At 68.3% G+C, this 17,169-nt stretch carries 13 protein-coding genes; 11 read left to right on the forward strand and 2 right to left on the reverse strand.

The features are described 5' to 3' along the window. Nucleotides 1–82 precede the first annotated feature (82 nt). Complete coding sequence (locus tag LG3211_RS06215; RefSeq protein ID WP_187313186.1) at nt 83–2,200, forward strand: S46 family peptidase; 2,118 nt, start codon at nt 83–85, stop codon at nt 2,198–2,200. Nucleotides 2,201–2,366: 166 nt separating this feature from the next. On the opposite strand, the gene LG3211_RS06220 is transcribed toward LG3211_RS06215, so the two are convergent. Then, on the reverse strand, nt 2,367–2,600 hold the full coding sequence (locus LG3211_RS06220) for a DUF6289 family protein (RefSeq protein WP_057942060.1): 234 nt from the start codon (nt 2,598–2,600) through the stop codon (nt 2,367–2,369). A gap of 334 nt (nt 2,601–2,934) precedes the next feature. Further along, nucleotides 2,935–3,162 carry a DUF6289 family protein gene (locus tag LG3211_RS06230; protein WP_057942062.1) on the reverse strand — a complete coding sequence of 76 codons (228 nt, stop codon included), beginning with the start codon at nt 3,160–3,162 and terminating at the stop codon, nt 2,935–2,937. 457 nt (nt 3,163–3,619) lie between these two features. Between LG3211_RS06230 and serA the strand changes: the two genes are divergently transcribed. From serA to LG3211_RS06280, 10 genes are all read left to right on the forward strand, one after another. Continuing rightward, nucleotides 3,620–5,182, forward strand: a complete 1,563-nt coding sequence (gene serA, locus LG3211_RS06235) for a phosphoglycerate dehydrogenase (protein WP_057942063.1) — start codon at nt 3,620–3,622, stop codon at nt 5,180–5,182. Nucleotides 5,183–5,184: 2 nt separating this feature from the next. Beyond that, on the forward strand, nt 5,185–5,829 hold the full coding sequence (locus LG3211_RS06240) for a histidine phosphatase family protein (protein WP_057942064.1): 645 nt from the start codon (nt 5,185–5,187) through the stop codon (nt 5,827–5,829). 152 nt (nt 5,830–5,981) lie between these two features. Continuing rightward, complete coding sequence (locus LG3211_RS06245) at nt 5,982–6,926, forward strand: energy transducer TonB (RefSeq protein WP_187313143.1); 945 nt, start codon at nt 5,982–5,984, stop codon at nt 6,924–6,926. Between the two features lie 60 nt (nt 6,927–6,986). Next, nucleotides 6,987–8,276 (forward strand): bifunctional tetrahydrofolate synthase/dihydrofolate synthase, encoded by a 1,290-nt coding sequence (gene folC, locus LG3211_RS06250; RefSeq protein ID WP_057942066.1) that lies wholly within the window; start codon nt 6,987–6,989, stop codon nt 8,274–8,276. Nucleotides 8,277–8,510: 234 nt separating this feature from the next. Next, the gene (locus LG3211_RS06255) at nt 8,511–9,623 is read left to right on the forward strand and encodes an SPOR domain-containing protein (RefSeq protein WP_057942067.1); all 1,113 of its coding nucleotides are present in this window, start codon (nt 8,511–8,513) and stop codon (nt 9,621–9,623) included. Nucleotides 9,624–9,691: 68 nt separating this feature from the next. After that, the gene (locus tag LG3211_RS06260) at nt 9,692–10,549 is read left to right on the forward strand and encodes a CvpA family protein (RefSeq protein ID WP_057942068.1); all 858 of its coding nucleotides are present in this window, start codon (nt 9,692–9,694) and stop codon (nt 10,547–10,549) included. Between the two features lie 212 nt (nt 10,550–10,761). Beyond that, on the forward strand, nt 10,762–12,231 hold the full coding sequence (gene purF / locus LG3211_RS06265; RefSeq protein WP_057942069.1) for an amidophosphoribosyltransferase: 1,470 nt from the start codon (nt 10,762–10,764) through the stop codon (nt 12,229–12,231). A gap of 16 nt (nt 12,232–12,247) precedes the next feature. Beyond that, nucleotides 12,248–13,063 carry a ferritin-like domain-containing protein gene (locus LG3211_RS06270; RefSeq protein ID WP_057942070.1) on the forward strand — a complete coding sequence of 272 codons (816 nt, stop codon included), beginning with the start codon at nt 12,248–12,250 and terminating at the stop codon, nt 13,061–13,063. Nucleotides 13,064–13,431: 368 nt separating this feature from the next. Beyond that, complete coding sequence (locus tag LG3211_RS06275) at nt 13,432–15,711, forward strand: TonB-dependent receptor (RefSeq protein WP_057942071.1); 2,280 nt, start codon at nt 13,432–13,434, stop codon at nt 15,709–15,711. A gap of 223 nt (nt 15,712–15,934) precedes the next feature. After that, nucleotides 15,935–17,161 (forward strand): hypothetical protein, encoded by a 1,227-nt coding sequence (locus tag LG3211_RS06280; RefSeq protein WP_057942072.1) that lies wholly within the window; start codon nt 15,935–15,937, stop codon nt 17,159–17,161. Nucleotides 17,162–17,169 lie beyond the last annotated feature (8 nt).

Genomic DNA, 17,169 nt, shown 5'->3' on the forward strand with positions numbered 1-17,169 from the left:
GGTGCTGGCCAGAGCCATGGCCATGACAGGGACGTTGCTGTGCGCGCTGGGCTGGCACGAGGCCGCGCAGGCGGTCGAAGGCATGTGGACACCCCAGCAATTGCCGGAACTGGCGTCCCAGCTCAAGCAATCGGGCGCGCGCGCCACGCCCAAGCAACTGGCGCAATGGGCCGATCCGAAAGGCGATCCGCTCGGCGCGGTGGTGCCGCTGGGCGGTTGCACCGCCAGCTTCGTCTCGCCCAAGGGCCTGCTGCTGACCAACCACCATTGCGCGCTCGGCGCGATCGGGCTCAATTCCACCCCGCAACGCAATCTCTCGCGCGACGGCTTCAAGAGCGGCACCAACAACGAAGAAGTCTCGGCCGGCCCGAACGCGCGCATCTTCGTGCTCGACTCGGTCCAGGACGTCACCGCCAGGGTGCAGGCGGCGCTGAACGGCGCCGCCGATCCGTTGGCGCGGATCGCCGCGCTGGACGCCTTGGAGCGGCAGTTGGTCGGCGATTGCGAAAAACAATCCGACTACGGCTGCCGCCTGTACAGCTACTCCGGCGGCAACCGCTACGAATTGCAGCGCAGCCTGGAAATCCGCGATCTGCGCCTGGTCTACGCGCCGCCGGAAGCGATCGGCAATTTCGGCGGCGAAAGCGAAAACTGGCTGTGGCCGCGCCACAGCGGCGATTTCGCTTTCTACCGCGCCTACGTCGGCAAGGACGGCAAGCCTGCGCCGTATGCGATCGACAACGTGCCGTATCAGCCAAAGCGCTGGCTCAAGATCGCCGACAAGCCGCTGGGCGCGGGCGACTTCATCATGCTCGCCGGCTTTCCTTCGCTGACCAACCGCTACGCGATGGCCGACGATTTCCAGGCCAACGCCGAGTGGACGTATCCCACCGTCGCCGCGCACTACAAGCGCCTGGCCGCGCTGATCGACGCGGAAAGCCGCAAGAATCCGCAGATCGCGAGCAAGTACGCCTCCACCCTGCGCGGTTGGCAGGGCGCGGCGAAGAACTACGAAAGCCAGATCGAGAGCATCCGCCGCGCCGGCACCACGCAGATCAAGCGCAACGAAGAAACCGAGCTGCTGCAATGGCTGCGCGGCAAGGGCGCCACCGGCCAGTCCGCGCTGGCCGCGCACGCGCGATTGGTCGAACTGGGCCAGCAGGCGCGCGAGCAACGCGATCGCGATCTGGTCCTGGGCCAGTTGTCGGCGACCGGTTCGCTCGCCGCGGCTTCGCAGTTGTATCGCTCGGCGATCGAACGCTCCAAGCCCGATGCGCAGCGCGAAAACGGCTATCGCGACCGCGACCGCGCCGCCTTCGAAAACGGCCTCAAGCAGATGGACCGGCGCACCGATCCGCGCATGGACCGGCAGTTGCAGAATTACTGGCTGCACGAATACGTCAAGCTGCCGAAAGAACATCGCGTCGCCGCGATCGACGCCTGGCTGGAAGGCGACGACGAAAAATCGATCAAGCGCGCGCTGGACCGCATCGCCAAGTCGCGCTTGAACAATCCCGAGCAGCGCGCCAACTGGCTCAAGACCGACCGCGCCGGATTCGAGCAGGGCAAGGACGCGAGCAAGGACGGCGCGATTTCCTTCGCGGTCGCGATCATGCCGACCTTGCTGCAGATGGAGCAGGAAATCCGCGGCCGCGCCGGCGAGACACTGCTGGTGCGGCCGGTGTACCTCAAGGCGCTGGCGGATTTCCGCAAGAGCGTGGGCAAGCTCGCCTATCCCGATGCCAACGGTTCCTTGCGCGTCAGCTACGGCACCGTCACCCCGTACACCAAGGACAACGGCGTGCGCCAACTGCCGTTCACCCGCGTCGATGAAATCGCCGCGCGCAGCACCGGCACCGCGCCGTTCAATGCGCCGCAGGCCTTGCTCGATGCGGTCGCGGCCAAGCGCTACAGCGTGGCGCTGCTCGACAAGCGGCTCGAATCGGTGCCGGTGAATTTTCTTGCCGACCTGGACATCAGCGGCGGCAATTCCGGATCGCCGGTGCTGGACGGGCAGGGCAAGCTGGCCGGCATCGCCTTCGACAACAACTGGGAATCGGTGAGTTCCAGCTGGCTGTTCGATCCGGCCGCGACCCGCACGATCTCGGTCGATCAGCGCTACATGCGCTGGATCCTGCAGGAAGTGTTTCCGGCGCCGCGATTGCTGGCGGAGATGGGTGTGCCGGCTTCGGCGAAGTGATTCTGGTTTTAAGCGAGAAGTGAGGTCGAGTCGCGACGCAGCGGCGAAGTCTTTTGTGGGAGGTGCTTCGGCCCCGCCTGCAAAAGACCTCGTTGCAACACCCAATCATCGCAAAAACAACGGGCCGGCATTGCCGGCCCGTTGCGTTTTACTTCGCAGGTTTCGATCAGTCGCGCGGCGGCGGACAGATCATGTGGCCCGAGCTGTACTTGGCGGTGCGCACACCCGATTCGGTGAGCACGCCGTCGCAGCTCAGCTCGGCCGAGCCGACGACATTGCCGGCGGCGTCGTAATAGAAATAAAACTCGCCGATTTCATCCGGGCCCGGCGGACGGGCGAGGGCGACGGTGGCGACGAGGGCGGCGGCGAGGCCGATACCGATGGCGAAAGACTTACGCATGGCGAACTCCTGTTTCTAAATGGCGAAAGAGGGATGTCCGTTGCGGCGAAGGCCGCGATGCGGACGGTGGCCGGTTCGATAGCGCGGCGCGGCTCGCTTCCGGCGTCGCTCGCGTCGTGGCGAATCGCGCGGTGCGGCTATCGTTCAAGCCGGTGTTGCGTTTGCTGCTGAGTCTGCATCGTGTGCATCACGCGACGCGACGCGGCGTGCGAACCGGTCTGGATCGTGCCGGACCGACCGATATCGCGACGCGCGCGAACCGGCGATGCATGGAAGCGACGTCCCGGATCGGCATCGCGCGCTGCGTGAGCACTACGGCGCCGATCCGCGCCGATCACGGTTCCGGATCGCAGATGTAGTAGCCGACGCCGTAATCCTTGGTTGCCTTGCCCCAGAACTCGGGCGTGCCGTCGCAGTGGATGGAGGATTGTCCGACCACCGAACCGTTGGCGTCGTAGTACGTGTAGATCTGGCCCGGACCGGTGGGACCGATCGCGGCGACCGCGGCGCCGACCGCGGCGATCGCCGCCAAGCCGAGCGCCAGAGCGAGTTTCTTACGCATGATGACGTTCTCTCTCTCGAAGGTGCCGGCAGATCGCCGGCGCCACGAAACTAGGACGCAGTGCGTGATTACTCAACGTGACAAGTAACACCTGAACGTATCTTTGTGACGAGGTTCCGTCGCTGGCGTGACTGCATATTTGGGTTGCACGCGGCCGGCAATCGAAATCGCTCGATCGGGACAATCGCGACGGCGTCGTCGCCGCCCCCACGCGCCGCCATCGCGGCTTGCCAAGCGCGACAGCGCTGCCTTAGTCTTCGCGGGCAGTCGCGGATTCCCATGCCAGCCGGCCCCGTCTCCCGACCCGTGTCAGATGCCGCTTCGACGCGGCGCCGCCGCAGGCGCTCCCGCCCCGTTCACCCTCCAGGTGAACAGGCCGGAACTCCCGTCAGGCGTTCTTACCCGCAGTGCCGGCCCGCAATGTCTCCCGTCTGATCCCTCACGACCTGGAGCTGCGATGAAAGTGCTGGCCTGCGATGGCATCCACGAAGACGGCCTGGCCCTGTTCCGCGATGCGGGCTGGGAGGTCGTCGTGTCCGATCCGATCAAGGAACCCGCCGCGCTCGCCGCCGCGCTCAAGGACGTGGACGCGATCCTGGTGCGTTCGGCGACCAAGGTGCCGGCCGAAGCGCTGACCGACGCCGCGCAACTGCGCGTGATCGGCCGCGCCGGCGCCGGCGTGGACACCATCGATGTCGATGCCGCCACGCAGCGCGGCATCGCGGTGATGAACGCGCCCGACGGCAACACCCTGGCTGCGGCCGAACACGCCATTTCGCTGCTGTTCGCGCTGGCCCGCCACATCCCGCGCGCCGACGCCGGCATGAAGGCCGGGCAATGGCCCAAGGCCGGGCTCACCGGGTTCGAACTGGAAGGCAAGAAGCTCGGCGTGATCGGCCTGGGCCGCATCGGCGGCACGGTCGCGCGCAAGGCGCAGGGCATCGGCATGGAAGTGGCCGCGCACGATCCGTTCCTGCCCGCCGCCGCCGCCGGCAAGGGCAGCGTGCCGCTGAAGACGCTCGACGAGCTGCTGGCCTGGGCGGACGTGGTCACCCTGCACATCCCGCGCACGAAGGAAACCACCAACCTGCTGTCGGAAACCAGCATGCGCTCGATGAAGAAGGGCGCCTACCTGATCAACGCCGCGCGCGGCGGACTGGTCGATGAAGCCGCGCTGCTGGCGCTGATCGAAGAAGGCCATATCGCCGGCGCCGCGCTCGATACCTTCGTCACCGAACCCTTGCCGGCCGACTCGGCGCTGCGCGGCAATGCCAAGCTGATCCTGACCCCGCATCTGGGCGCATCCACCAGCGAAGCGCAGCAAGCGGTCAGCACGATCCTGGCGCGGCAGATCATCGACTTCGTCGCCACCGGCGCGGTCGCCGGCTGCGTCAATCTGCCGCCGCTGACCGCCGAAGCCGCGCGCGAAGTCGGCCCGTGGATTCCGCTGATGTCGTCGCTGGGCCGCCTCGCCGCGCGTCTGGTACCGGCGCCGACGCGCCTGGATATCACCTACGCCGGCCGCACCGAAGCGCTGGATACGCGGCCGCTGTCGCGTTTGTTGGTCGCCGCATTGCTGGGCACCGCCTCGGGCCGCGTCACGCCGGTCAACGCCTTGCAGGAAGCGGCCGCGCGCGGTCTGGTGGTGTCGGAAACCCTCGGCGGCGACGGCGACGGTTTCGATCGTCTGCTCAAGCTGCGCGTGGTCGGCGAAGACCGCACCCGCGAGATCGAGGCCACCTTGCATCGCGGCCCGCGCGTGGTGCGTCTGGACGGGGTCGAAATCGAATTCGACCCGCAGGCGCACGTGCTGCTGCTGCGCAACGAAGACCGGCCGGGCATGATCGGCGTGGTCGGTTCCACCCTGGGCGCGGCCGGCGTGAATATCGTCAACTTCGCCCTGGGCGCGGCCGGCGACGGCCAGGCGCGCGCGGCGATCACCGTCGACCGTCCGGTCAACGACGAACAGCTCGCCGCGCTGCGCGCGACCCCGGGCATCCTTTCTCTGGCACAGGTGTAAGCATGCGAATTTTGTTAGCCCGTCACGGCGAGACGCCGTGGAATGCCGAAGGCCGCTATCAGGGGCAGGAAGACATCGCCCTGTCGCCGGTCGGCGAAACCCAGGCGCGTGCGCTCGGCGCGCGCCTGCGCGAAGTCTCCATCACCCGCGCGGTGGCCTCGCCGCTGTCGCGCGCGCGCCACACCGCCCAGTTCGCGCTCGGCGAAGAACGCGCCTCGATGCTCAAGCTCGATCCGGGCCTGATGGAAATCGCCCACGGCACCTGGGAAGGCTTGCTGGCCAGCGAAATCCGCGAGCGCGACGGCGACCGCCTGCGCGCCTGGCGCGATACCCCGCACGAGGTGCTGATGCCCGGCGGCGAATCGATCGTGCACGTGCTCGATCGCGCCTGGCCGGCGTTCGCGCGCGCCTGCGAAGGCCTGCAGGCCGACGACACCTTGCTGGTGGTCGCCCACGACGCGGTCAATCGCGTGTTGCTGTGCAAGATACTCGGCATCCCGCTGGCCAAGCTGTGGACGTTCCGGCAGGCGCCGACCACGTTGAATCTGCTCGAAGGCGACGACGTCGATCATCTGGACGTGGTGCGGCTCAACGATTGCAGCCATCACACGGCGTTGTTCGGCGAGGCGGTGCATCGGGCCTTGTGACGGGTTCTGCTTGAGCGGGACGGGCGCTTGCACGCAGGCGCCCGTTTTTGTTTGGAACGACTGAGGCTGCGTCGTCTTGGTCGCCCTGCGCGCCCGCGCTTGTGGTGCAATACCCGTCGCCGCAGGACGCGGCGTAAGAGCAGGGGATGGCGGTGTTCGAATTCGCATGCGGGTGCGCGGTGTGGCTGGCCGTGCTGTTCGCCGCGCCGGTGGCGGCGCAATCGATTCTTCCCGGCGCCGGCATTGCGCCGATGCCATCCGGCTGTCCGGGCGGTGGGCAGTCGATGCCGCCGCCGAAGTATCCGACCGAGATCTACGGGGCCAGCGGCACGGTGACGCTGGTGTTGGATCTCGACCGCTGCGGTCAGGTCGATCAGCTCTGGATCGAGACCGATTCGGGTTACCAGGCGCTCGACCGCGCCGCGATCGAGACGGCAACGAAATGGCGCCTGACGCCCGAGTTCCGCGACGGCGTCGCGGTGCCGTCGCGGGTGCGCGTACCGGTCGACTTCGCCCCGCCTTCGCCGCAGCAGTTGGCCGACCATCAGGCCCGCGCGCAGGCCAAGTGGGACCTGGTCTGGTCGCTGGCGCAGGTGCCTGAAGTGGCCGCCGCGCGCGACGGCAGCGTCGATGGTTTCGTGCCCGATGCCTCGCCGATGGATGAGGGCAGTGCGACCGAGTTGCTGTCCTTGATGGACGGTGCGCGGCGCGAAGGCCGCGAGGTGCCCGGCGGCGAACTGGGCTGGCCGGCGGTGCGCGTCACCAACGACCGCGGCGCATTCCAGTGGCTGTTGATCGAGGACAGTCATCCGGCCGCGCCCTCGCTGATCCGCCAGCGTCTGGTCAGCGACGGGAAGAAATCCTTCTACGCCAGCCGTATTTTGTGTGGCGCGGCCAAGCCCTCGGACTGCGCGAAGCTGGAGAAGATGGTGCGGAAGTGGCCGCGGCAACAACCGGGCGATCCGCTGCCGCAGAAGGTGTCCGCGCCGCCGCGGCGAACCCCGTCGGAGCATCCGCTCGGCCGCTCGCGGCTGGTCCCGGAAGATCCCAACCATCCCACCGATCCGGCGGCGCGTCCGGCGTGGCAGCGCGGCTGAGGCTTCGTCCGCCCGCGCCGGCCGAGCAACCGGGCCGGCGTATCTGCGAGAATTCGCACCATGCAACGCACTCTCGCCGACTGGCTCTCCTACATCGAACGCATCCACCCCAAGTCCATCGACATGGGGCTGGAGCGCATCCGCATCGTCTGGCAACGCCTGGGCCTGCAACGCCCGGGCCGCGAGGTGATCACCGTCGGCGGCACCAACGGCAAGGGCTCGACGGTGGCCTTCATCGAGGCGATCGCGCGCGCCGGCGGCCGCAAGGTCGGCGCCTACACCTCGCCGCATTTGCTGGCCTATAACGAGCGCATCCGCATCGACGGGCGCGACGCCGGCGATGCCGACATCGTCGCCGCGTTCGAAGCCATCGAAGCCGCGCGCCTGGGCGGCGGCGAGGATGCGCAGATCGCGCTGACGTATTTCGAATACGGCACCCTGGCCGCGCTGTGGCTGTTCGAACGCGCCGGGCTGGATCTGGCGATCCTGGAAGTCGGCCTGGGCGGGCGCCTGGACGCGACCAACCTCGTCGATCCCGACGTGGCGGTGGTCACCACCGTCGATCTGGATCATCAGGATTACCTCGGCGAGGACCGCGAAAGCATCGGCTTCGAGAAGGCCGGCATCGCCCGCGCGTTCAAGCCGCTGGTGCTGGGCGACGACGATCCGCCATCGAGCGTGTTGCGCCATGCCTATGCGATCGGCGCCTCGGCGCTGCGCGCGGGCTGCGATTTCTTCTTCGAGGCCGGCGACGACGGCGCGCATTGGCGCTGGCGCGAAGTCGGCTATGAGGCCGAACTGCCGATGCCGGCACTGAGCGCGCCGGTGCAGCTGCGCAACGCCGCGGTCGCGATCGCCGCGCTGCGCGCGCTGGAGCGCGCGCCCAGCGACGAGGAACTGGCGCAAGGCGTGGCCGCGGCGCGGGTGGCCGGACGGCTGCAGCGCTTCGAACGCGGCGGGATCGAGATCCTGCTCGATGTCGGCCACAACCCGCAGGCCGCGCGCGCGCTGGCGGCGTGGCTGGCGGCGCAGCCGGCGCGGCGCACGCATGCGGTGTTCGCCGCGCTCGGCGACAAGGACGCGCCCGGCGTGGTCGCGGCGCTGGCCGGGCCGGTCGATGCCTGGCATCTGGCCGGTCTGGCCGACAGCGGCCCGCGCGGGGTGAGCGTGGAGGCCTTCGCCGAACGCCTGCGCGATACCGCGGCAGGCGAGGGCAGCCGCCATGCCGACGTCGGCTCGGCGCTGGCGGCGGCCACCGCGCAGGCCCATGCCGGCGAGCGCATCCTGGTGTTCGGCTCGTTCCACACCGCCGCCGCGGCGCTGGAGTGGCTGGCGGCGCATCCGGACTGAGCCGTCGTCCGCGCGCTGCCGGCGGCGGCGCGAGCCGCGACCGCACCGGCCGTTTTGCGGCGTGTCCGAGCGCTCGCGTTCGCCGCTCGCGCCTCTCGCGCAGCCGCGAATTGCAGCCTCGCCGCGCGCCGATTTTCTGAACGCATCGCTCCGGCCCACCCGCGTACACCGGCTCGATGCCCGCGCGAGGGTATAATTCGCGCCGGTAACCGGCCTGCGAGTGATCGAGTAGCGATGGAACCTGCCCTGAAACAGCGATTGATCGGTGCGATGGTGCTGATCGCACTGGCGGTCATCTTCCTGCCCATGCTGATCAAGGGTCCCGCGCCGCAGAGTGGCGCGTCCGATGTTCCGCTGACCCTGCCCGACCAGCCGCAAGCCGGCGATACCGAAACCCGCGAACTGCCCCTGGTCACCCCCGGCGACGCGCCGCAGGGCGGCATGGTCGGCATGGAGCATCCGACCCCGGCCGATGCCGGCGCGCAGCCGGCCGGCGACGGCCAGACGCTGCCGACGGTCGATACCGCGGCCGGACGCCAGGACACGATGATGCGTCCGTCCACCGCCGGCGGCGATTACGCGGTGAGTTTCGGCAGCTACGCCAGCTCCAGCGACGCCGACCGGGTGATCGCCGCGCTGCAGGCCGCGCGTTTGCCGGGTTATCAGGAAACCGCCGCGGGCGCCAACGGCCGCACCGTGTACCGGGTGCGGATCGGGCCGTTCGCGACCCAGGCCGACGCCGAAGCCGCGCGCCTGAGCTCGACCAAGGTCCGCAACGACATCGGCGCCAAGGTCGTGGTGCTCAACGCCGACGCGGCCGATCTGGCTTCGCCGGCGGCCACGCCCAGCAAGCCCGAGGCCGCGGTATCCAAGCCGGAACCGATCAAGCCCGCGCCGCCCGTGGCCCAGGCCGCCAAGCCCGAGCCGGTCAAGCCCGCGCCGACTGCGGCCGCCAAGCCCGAACCGGTCAAGCCCGCGCCGCCCGTCGCCCAGGCGCCCAAGCCCGCCGCGACCAAGGCGGTCAAGATCGAACCGCTGCCGGCCGAGACGCCCAAGCCGGCGCCGGTCGCCGCCAAACCGGCCGAGCCGGCCAAGCCCGCCGCCGCCGGCACCGGTTTCGCGGTACAGCTCGGCGCGTTCGGCAACGCCGATGAGGCGAACAAATTACGCGACCGCGCGCGCGCGGCCGGTTTCAGCGCATTCGTCGAACAGGTCCGCACCGACAAGGGCACGCTCAACCGCGTGCGCATCGGTCCGGTGGTCAACCGCGCCGATGCCGACAAGCTCAAGGCCCAGGTCGCGGGCAAGCTCGGGATCGGCGACGCCCTGGTCAAACCGCATCCGTGAACGCGGACGGCGGGTGCGGGCGGGGCCGCCAGTGATCGGCGGCCGGACACACTAGGGAGCGGGGCGCTATGACGGCTGTGGATTGGGGATTGCTGATTATCGTCGGCCTGTCGGCGCTGCTGGGCATGGCCCGCGGCCTGATCGGCGTGGCGGTGTCGCTGGCGGCGTGGTTGCTGGCCGGCCTGGGCGCATTCCTGTTCGGCGGCGACGTCGGCCGCAGCCTGACCGACGGCCACCTGGGCTGGGGCGCCTACCTGGGCGGCTACGCGTTGAGCTTCGCGGTGATCTGGGTCGGCGTCGGCCTGATCGGCATGGTGATCAGACGAGTCGCGCATTCCTACGGTCTGTCGGAGATGGACCGGCTGATGGGCCTGGGCCTGGGCGCGGTGCGCGGGGTGATTTTCGCCTGCATGGCGATGGTGTTCGCGGCCATGACCACGCTGCCGCGCGAACGCGCCTGGCGCGACTCGGGCCTGGCCGCGGTGCTGATGCCCGGCGCCCAGCTGATGCGCAGCGCCTTGCCCGACGCGATGGCGCGCAAGGTCGATCTGGAAGGCCGCGGCACCTCGCTGCAAGCCACCGTCCAGGCCGAGGCGCAGGATCTGGAAAAGAATCTGAAGAGCAAAGTCCCGGGCGGAGCGCTGCCGGGTGGTTTCACCGACGCCATGGCCGGCAGCCTGGGCGGCCTGGGCCGCGGCAACGCGCAGGGCAACGCCCAGGGCGATCCGCGCGAACCGATGGGCGTATTGCCCGAACCGGTCGGCGAGCAGCAATCGGGCGACCTGTCCGGCCTGACCGGTCTGCTGCCCGGCGCGATGCGCGATTTGCTGCCAAAAACTGGGCAGAACCGCGCCGAAGGCAACCAGATCGAGGGCGATCCGGCCCAGGTCGATGACAGGCGGCGCGACGACAAACAGGTGCATTGATCCGATCCAGCCATCGCCGCCGCCGCAACGCTACATCGCGCGCGGCGCCATCGAAATCCGGTTTCGCGCCCCGATACCGTCCGCTCACGACGGCGGCGCTACGTTCTTAAACGGTCCGCTATCCACGCGGCCACTGCATTCCCGGTCCGCAGCGGCGATAATTCGCCGCCGCGGCCACGCGGCACTTTCGACACTCAGGCAGGACCAGCGCTATGTGCGGCATTCTCGGTATCGTCGGCAACACGGATGTCGCCGCTCAGCTCTACGACGGACTCACGGTGCTGCAGCATCGCGGCCAGGATGCGGCCGGCATCGCCACCGCCGACGGCGCGCGCCTGCGCGTGCACAAGGGCAACGGTCTGGTCAGCGACGTGTTCGACGAAAAGGCCATGCGCCTGCTCGAAGGCCGGGTCGGCATCGGCCATTGCCGCTACCCGACCGCGGGCAGCGAGGGCTCCGACGAGGCGCAGCCGTTCTACGTCAACTCGCCCTACGGCATCGCCCTGGCCCACAACGGCAACCTGATCAACACCGACACTTTGCGCCGCGAAGTGTTCGAACAGGATCGCCGCAACGTCAACACCGAATCCGATTCGGAAGTGCTGCTCAACGTGTTCGCGCACGAGCTCGACCGCCAGCGCGTGCTGACCGCCGAGGCCGCGTTCGGCGCGATCGAAGGCGTCAACCGCCGCTGCATCGGCGGCTACGCGGTGGTCGCCACCGTGCTCGGCCTGGGCCTGATCGCGTTCCGCGACCCGCACGGCATCCGCCCGCTGGTGCTGGGCAAGCGCAACACCGGCGGCCAGGACGAATATGCGGTCGCGTCCGAATCGGTGGCGCTGGACCTGCTCGGCTTCGAACGCCTGCGCGACGTGCGTCCGGGCGAGGGCATCGTGATCAACGCGCGCGGCGAGATGTTCTCGCGCCAGTGCGCGCAGCCGCGCCAGCACGCGCCGTGCATCTTCGAATACGTGTACTTCGCCCGCCCCGACTCGATGATGGACGACGTCTCCGTGCACAAGGCGCGCATGCGCATGGGCCAGACGCTCGGCGAGAAGATCCTGCGCCTGCGTCCGCAGCACGACATCGACGTGGTCATCCCGATTCCCGATACCTCGCGCGACTCGGCCCTGGAAATCGCCAACACCCTGGGCGTGAAGTACCGCGAAGGCTTCATCAAGAACCGCTACGTCGGCCGCACCTTCATCATGCCCGGGCAGGGCGAGCGGGCCAAGTCGGTGCGGCGCAAGCTCAATCCGATTCCGCTGGAATTCCGCAATCGCGTCGTGCTCCTGGTCGATGACTCGATCGTGCGCGGCACCACCTCGCGCCAGATCGTGCAGATGGCGCGCGACGCCGGCGCGCGCAAGGTGTACCTGGCCTCGGCCGCGCCGCCGGTGCGTTTCCCGAACATCTACGGCATCGACATGCCCTCGACCGACGAACTGGTCGCGCATGGCCGCACCGACGACGAAGTGCAGACGCTGCTGGGTTGCGACTGGCTGATCTATCAGGACCTCGACGCGCTGGAGCAGGCGGTGTCCGGTCCCAAGCACCGCATCGACCATTTCGATTCCTCGTGCTTCAACGGCGAATACGTCACCGGCGTGGAACCGGGCTATTTCGAGCGCATCCAGCAACTGCGCTCGGACGAAGCCAAGAAGACCCGCCGCGCCTCGTAAGCGCGGGCGCGCGGCCATGTCGAGTTCGAAGTCGCTGTTCGACGCCGCGCGCGCCTGCCTCGACGCCGATACGCCGCAGGCCAAGGTCGAACTGACCTTCGCCTGCGCGCAGGCCTACGCGCGCGGCGAACTGTGTATTCCCGACGACGCGCCGGCGCCCGAACCCATTCGCATGCCCGGCCGCCCCGCGCGGCCGGCGCTGGTGCATCCGCGCGAGTTGCCCAAGCGCGGCTTCGGCACCGCCGAGGGCCGCGCCGCGTTCGTGCACGCGATCGCGCACATCGAATTCAACGCCATCGACCTGGGCTGGGACGCGGTCTATCGCTTCCGCGGCCTGCCGGCGCAGTTCTATGCCGACTGGGTCGGCGTCGCCAACGACGAAGCGCGCCACTTCAGCCTGTTGCGCGAGCGCCTGCGCGAGCTGGGTTTCGACTACGGCGATTTCGACGCCCATAACGGCTTGTGGGAAATGGCCGAGAAGACCGCGCACGACGGCCTGGCGCGCATGGCGCTGGTGCCGCGCGTGCTGGAAGCGCGCGGCCTGGACGTGACGCCGGGGATGATCGTCAAGCTGCGTTCGCTCGGCGACAGCGCCACGGTGGCGATCCTGGAAACGATCCTGCGCGAGGAAGTCGCCCACGTCGCCGCCGGTTCGCGTTGGTATCGCTGGTACTGCGAACGCGCCGGAATCGACCCGGTGCCGCGTTTCCGCGAACTGCTGGCCGAATACGCGCGCGCGGTGTTGTATGGGCCGTTCAACTTCGAAGCGCGCAGCGCGGCGGGGTTCGACGATGAGGAACTGCGGATGCTCGAGGCGTTCGTGGCGCGCTGAAGCGAATCCCCCGCGCGGTTGTTTTCCGGGTGTTTTGGACTTGCGCAACGCGCCGCCCCCTTTTTCAAAGGGGGCAACATGACGCGGCGTTCTTTCAGATCGAATGCCGCCAATACCAGATCGCACACGCCAGCGATCCCCCTCCCAAGCCCGTGCTGTTCCCCCCTTTGAAAAAGGGGGGCAGGGGGGATTTGCTCTTTCAGCCCCCCGCACACCCCAAGCGCCAGTCGATCAACTGACGCCGATCTGAAATACCCCTTTCACACGCCACCCACAGACTTCCGGGCTTCGCTCTCAAGCCGCCCAAGAGTGATTAAGCGCAGCGGATTCTGCATCGCACGCGGCGGCCACTCACCAATGGAAGTCCCATGACGACGAAGACGACGCTCCTCGCCGCCTCGATTTTGCTGTGCCTGCATGCCGGAAACGGCCTCGCCGCAGAACTCGCGCCCAACACTCCCGACGCCAGCGCCGCCGATGCAGGCGCCGCCACCGGCTCCGCCGACGCCGCGCACGACGCCACCACGCTCGACGTAGTCTCGGTCGTCGGCACCGGCCAGACCCGCCAGGTACAGGCGCTGGGCAAGGCCGATCTGCAGCGCCAAGCCGCCGGCACCAGCCCGCTGAAGGTCATGGCCAAGCTGCCCGGCGTGCACTTCCAAAGCTCCGATCCCTGGGGCAACTACGAGTGGTCCAGCAAGCTCAGCATCCGCGGCTTTTCGCAGCAGCAGCTCGGCTTCACCCTCGACGGCGTGCCGCTGGGCGACATGAGCTACGGCAACCACAACGGCCTGCACATCAGCCGCGCGATCACCGCCGAAAACCTGTCCGGCGCCGAACTCTCGCAAGGCAGCGGCGCCATCGACACCGCGTCCTCTGGCAACCTCGGCGGCACGCTGCGCTTCTTCAGCGCCGATCCGTCGGCCGATTTCGGCGTGCGCCTGGCCCAGACCATCGGCAGCGATTCCACCAGCCGCAGCTACGTGCGCATGGACACCGGCGATCACAACGGCTTCAGCGCTTACCTCAGCGGCGTGTTCCACACCACCGACAAGTGGAAGGGCGAAGGCCCGCAGCGCAACACCCAGTTCAACGGCAAGTTCATCTACGCCGGCGACGACTTCAAGATCACCGGTTACGCCGATTCCTCGCGTCGCCGCGAAACCGACTACGCCGATCTGTCGCTGGAATCGGCCAAGCGTCTGGGCATGGATTGGGACAACTACGCCAAGGACTGGCAGCGCGCCATCGACGCGGCCAACGGCATTTTCCGCGGCGGCGTGACCAGCCTGGACGATGCGTACTACATCGCCCGCGGCGTGCGCGACGACGATCTGGCGTACCTGAGCGGCGAATGGAACGTCAATCCGGACCTGACCCTGGCGGCGACGGTCTACTACCACAACAACGAAGGCCAGGGCCATTGGGCGACGCCGTATTCGAAGTCGCCGACGGTTCCGATCCGCATGCGCACCACCGAGTACGACATCGAGCGCACCGGCTTCATGCCCAGCCTGAGCTGGCAGATCGGCAATCACCGCCTGCAGGCCGGCCTGTGGCTGGAGAAGAACGATCACGGCGTGCAGCGCAACTTCTACGATCTCAGCGCGACCGAGCCGCCGGACGATATCTTCTTCTACCGCAATCCCAGCCAGCGCGTGTTCCGCCAGCGCTTCGACACCGACACGCGCATGTACTACGTGCTCGACCACATGGAGTTCGCCGACGGCCGCCTGGCCATCGACGCCGGCTTCAAGGGTCTGAAGGTCGAGACCGACGGCAAGACCTTGATCGGTGGCGCCAGCCGCGCCAGCGGAAAGCTGGTGTCGGAAGACAACTTCCTGCCGCAACTGGGCGCGCGCTGGCAGCTCAGCGAGCATGAGGAAATCTTCGGCTCCTACAGCGAAAATCTGTCGGCGTTCCGCACCGGCGTCAACGGCCCGCATTCGACCTCGCAGGCGGCGTTCGACGCGGCGGTGAAGACGCTTGAACCGGAAACCTCCAAGACTCTGGAAGCCGGCCTGCGCACCAGCCGCGACAGCGTCGAGGCCTCGGTCGCGGTGTATCGCGTCAACTTCGAGAACCGCCTGCTCGCCATCGCGCGTTGCGCCGGCATCGTGGGTTGTGCGTCCAGCTTCGCCAACGTCGGCGACGTGGAAAGTCGCGGCGCGGAAGTCACCGTGCTGTGGAAGCCGATCGCCGGGCTGAGCTGGTACAACTCGCTGGCCTTCAACGATTCGCAGTACGAGTCCGATTACCTGGACGGCACCACCCTGGTCCGCACCAAGGGCAAGCAGGTGGTCGATGCGCCCAAGCGTCTGTACGCGACCGAGATCCGCTGGGAACAGGACGGCCTGTCGCTGCAACTGGGCGCCAAGTACACCGACAAGCGCTACCTGACCTACCTCAACGATTCCAAGGTGTCCGGTTTCTGGGTGGTGGACGCGTCGGCGTCCTACGAGTGGAAGGACGTGTCCTGGGCCGATTCGTTCAAGCTGCAGTTGAACATCACGAATCTGTTCGACAAGGAATACTTCGGCAGCATCGGCACGAACGGTTTCGTCGCTTCCGATCCGCTCGGCTTGAACTACACCTTGCAGTCGGGCGCGCCGCGCCAGGCCTTCCTGACCGCGGAAGTGCGTTTCTGAGGCAAACCGCGGATCGGCGCGCATAGCGCCGGTACGCGCGAATGCACGAGCAACAGGCGAACGCCCGGGTCGAATCCGGGCGTTCGCGTGTGTGGGTTTTGTGCCTTCGAACCCCCTCGTTCGGCAAGGCGCAAATCGCTAGCATTGGGGCGGGGAAATCAAAGGTGACGGGGCGACCATGGGTCTTGGCTTCCAAGTCAGCAGCACGCCGTGGAAGCGGCGCATGTGGGCCAAACCGAGTCTGCGCGCACTGGGGCGCGAGCTGCGCCGTACCTACCTGGACGCCTTGCCCGAAGGCGTGCTGCGCGAGTGCCTGAGCGTGTGGGAACGCGAGGGCGGGGTGACCGCGTCGTGGCATCCGGCCGAAGAAGGGCTGTCGATCGATCTGCATGCCGACGGGCGAATGACCGCCTGGGCCAAGACCAACACGGTCGGGCCGGGCTATCACGCTTTCCTGGTCGAGCTGCTGGACCGTATCGCCGCGCAATGGGGCGTGCGCTGGAACTGGGACGAAGCCGCCGCCGCGGGCGAGGGCGACGAATGCGGTTACGCGCTCGCTCGCGACGCGAAGCATCTGCAGGCGCAGATGGCGGGCTGGCTGCATACGGTCGCCGGCGTGTTGTTCGAACATCGCGGCGCCGAGAACCTGTTCCTGTGCATGCCGATCGGGCCGTTGCCGCGCCTGCCGGGCTTCGTCGGCTCGCCCATGGGAATCTGGAGCGAATCGCGATTGCGCCAGATCGCCGAGAACCGCGATGCCGCGGGCGCAGCATCGCCGGACTTCTTTCCCTGGTGGACGCCGGGTTTCGGCGCCGATTTCTGGAGCGGACTGGCGCGGGTGGGCGTGTGGTGCGACGTGGCCTGGGTCGGCCCGCGCGATCAGAACGAGCGCGACACCTTGCGCCGCGTGCTCGACTACGACCGCCGCGCGGCCGCGCTGGACCCGGCGCACGCGCTCGACGCCTCGCTGCGCGACGAACTGCATTGGCTGCTCGATCGCGGCGCCGAGATCGAACTGCCGCATCGCGAAGGCCCGGGCTACAAGCGCCTGCCGACCCGCCACTGCCTCTACGGCGGGCCGTGGAGCGTGGAAGTGCCGGGGCATTTCATCGAGCACGTGCTCAACGACGGCAACAACCTGCAATACGTCGGCGACCGGCGCGCGGTCTATGTCAGTTCGCTGAGCATCACCTCGGCCGACGCGAGCCTGCCGCCGGCCGCCGAACTGCTGGAAACCGCCGGCCGCGGCGAACCGGCCGATCTGAGCTGGACCCAGGACGCGATCATCGCCAGCGCGCGCTGGGAAGACGATCCCGCCGATTCGGCGCGGCATCTGTACGCGGCCTTCGCCGTCGATGGGCAGCTGTTGTTGCTGACCATCAGCAACGAGATCGGCGCGCCGCGCGATTGGGCCGAAGCGGTGGCGCGATCGGTGCGGCGGGCGGAATAACGCGGGCG

It is taken from the genome of Lysobacter gummosus, from assembly GCF_001442805.1.
Taxonomy (GTDB): domain Bacteria; phylum Pseudomonadota; class Gammaproteobacteria; order Xanthomonadales; family Xanthomonadaceae; genus Lysobacter; species Lysobacter gummosus.

Excerpts from the sequence above, each read along its gene's own strand:
- LG3211_RS06215 (WP_187313186.1), top strand. The coding sequence starts at position 83 with ATGTGGACACCCCAGCAATTGCCGGAACTGGCGTCCCAGCTCAAGCAA.
- LG3211_RS06220 (WP_057942060.1), bottom strand. The coding sequence starts at position 2,600 with ATGCGTAAGTCTTTCGCCATCGGTATCGGCCTCGCCGCCGCCCTCGTC.
- LG3211_RS06230 (WP_057942062.1), bottom strand. The coding sequence starts at position 3,162 with ATGCGTAAGAAACTCGCTCTGGCGCTCGGCTTGGCGGCGATCGCCGCG.
- serA (WP_057942063.1), top strand. The coding sequence starts at position 3,620 with ATGAAAGTGCTGGCCTGCGATGGCATCCACGAAGACGGCCTGGCCCTG.
- LG3211_RS06240 (WP_057942064.1), top strand. The coding sequence starts at position 5,185 with ATGCGAATTTTGTTAGCCCGTCACGGCGAGACGCCGTGGAATGCCGAA.
- folC (WP_057942066.1), top strand. The coding sequence starts at position 6,987 with ATGCAACGCACTCTCGCCGACTGGCTCTCCTACATCGAACGCATCCAC.
- LG3211_RS06255 (WP_057942067.1), top strand. The coding sequence starts at position 8,511 with ATGGAACCTGCCCTGAAACAGCGATTGATCGGTGCGATGGTGCTGATC.
- LG3211_RS06260 (WP_057942068.1), top strand. The coding sequence starts at position 9,692 with ATGACGGCTGTGGATTGGGGATTGCTGATTATCGTCGGCCTGTCGGCG.
- purF (WP_057942069.1), top strand. The coding sequence starts at position 10,762 with ATGTGCGGCATTCTCGGTATCGTCGGCAACACGGATGTCGCCGCTCAG.
- LG3211_RS06270 (WP_057942070.1), top strand. The coding sequence starts at position 12,248 with ATGTCGAGTTCGAAGTCGCTGTTCGACGCCGCGCGCGCCTGCCTCGAC.
- LG3211_RS06275 (WP_057942071.1), top strand. The coding sequence starts at position 13,432 with ATGACGACGAAGACGACGCTCCTCGCCGCCTCGATTTTGCTGTGCCTG.
- LG3211_RS06280 (WP_057942072.1), top strand. The coding sequence starts at position 15,935 with ATGTGGGCCAAACCGAGTCTGCGCGCACTGGGGCGCGAGCTGCGCCGT.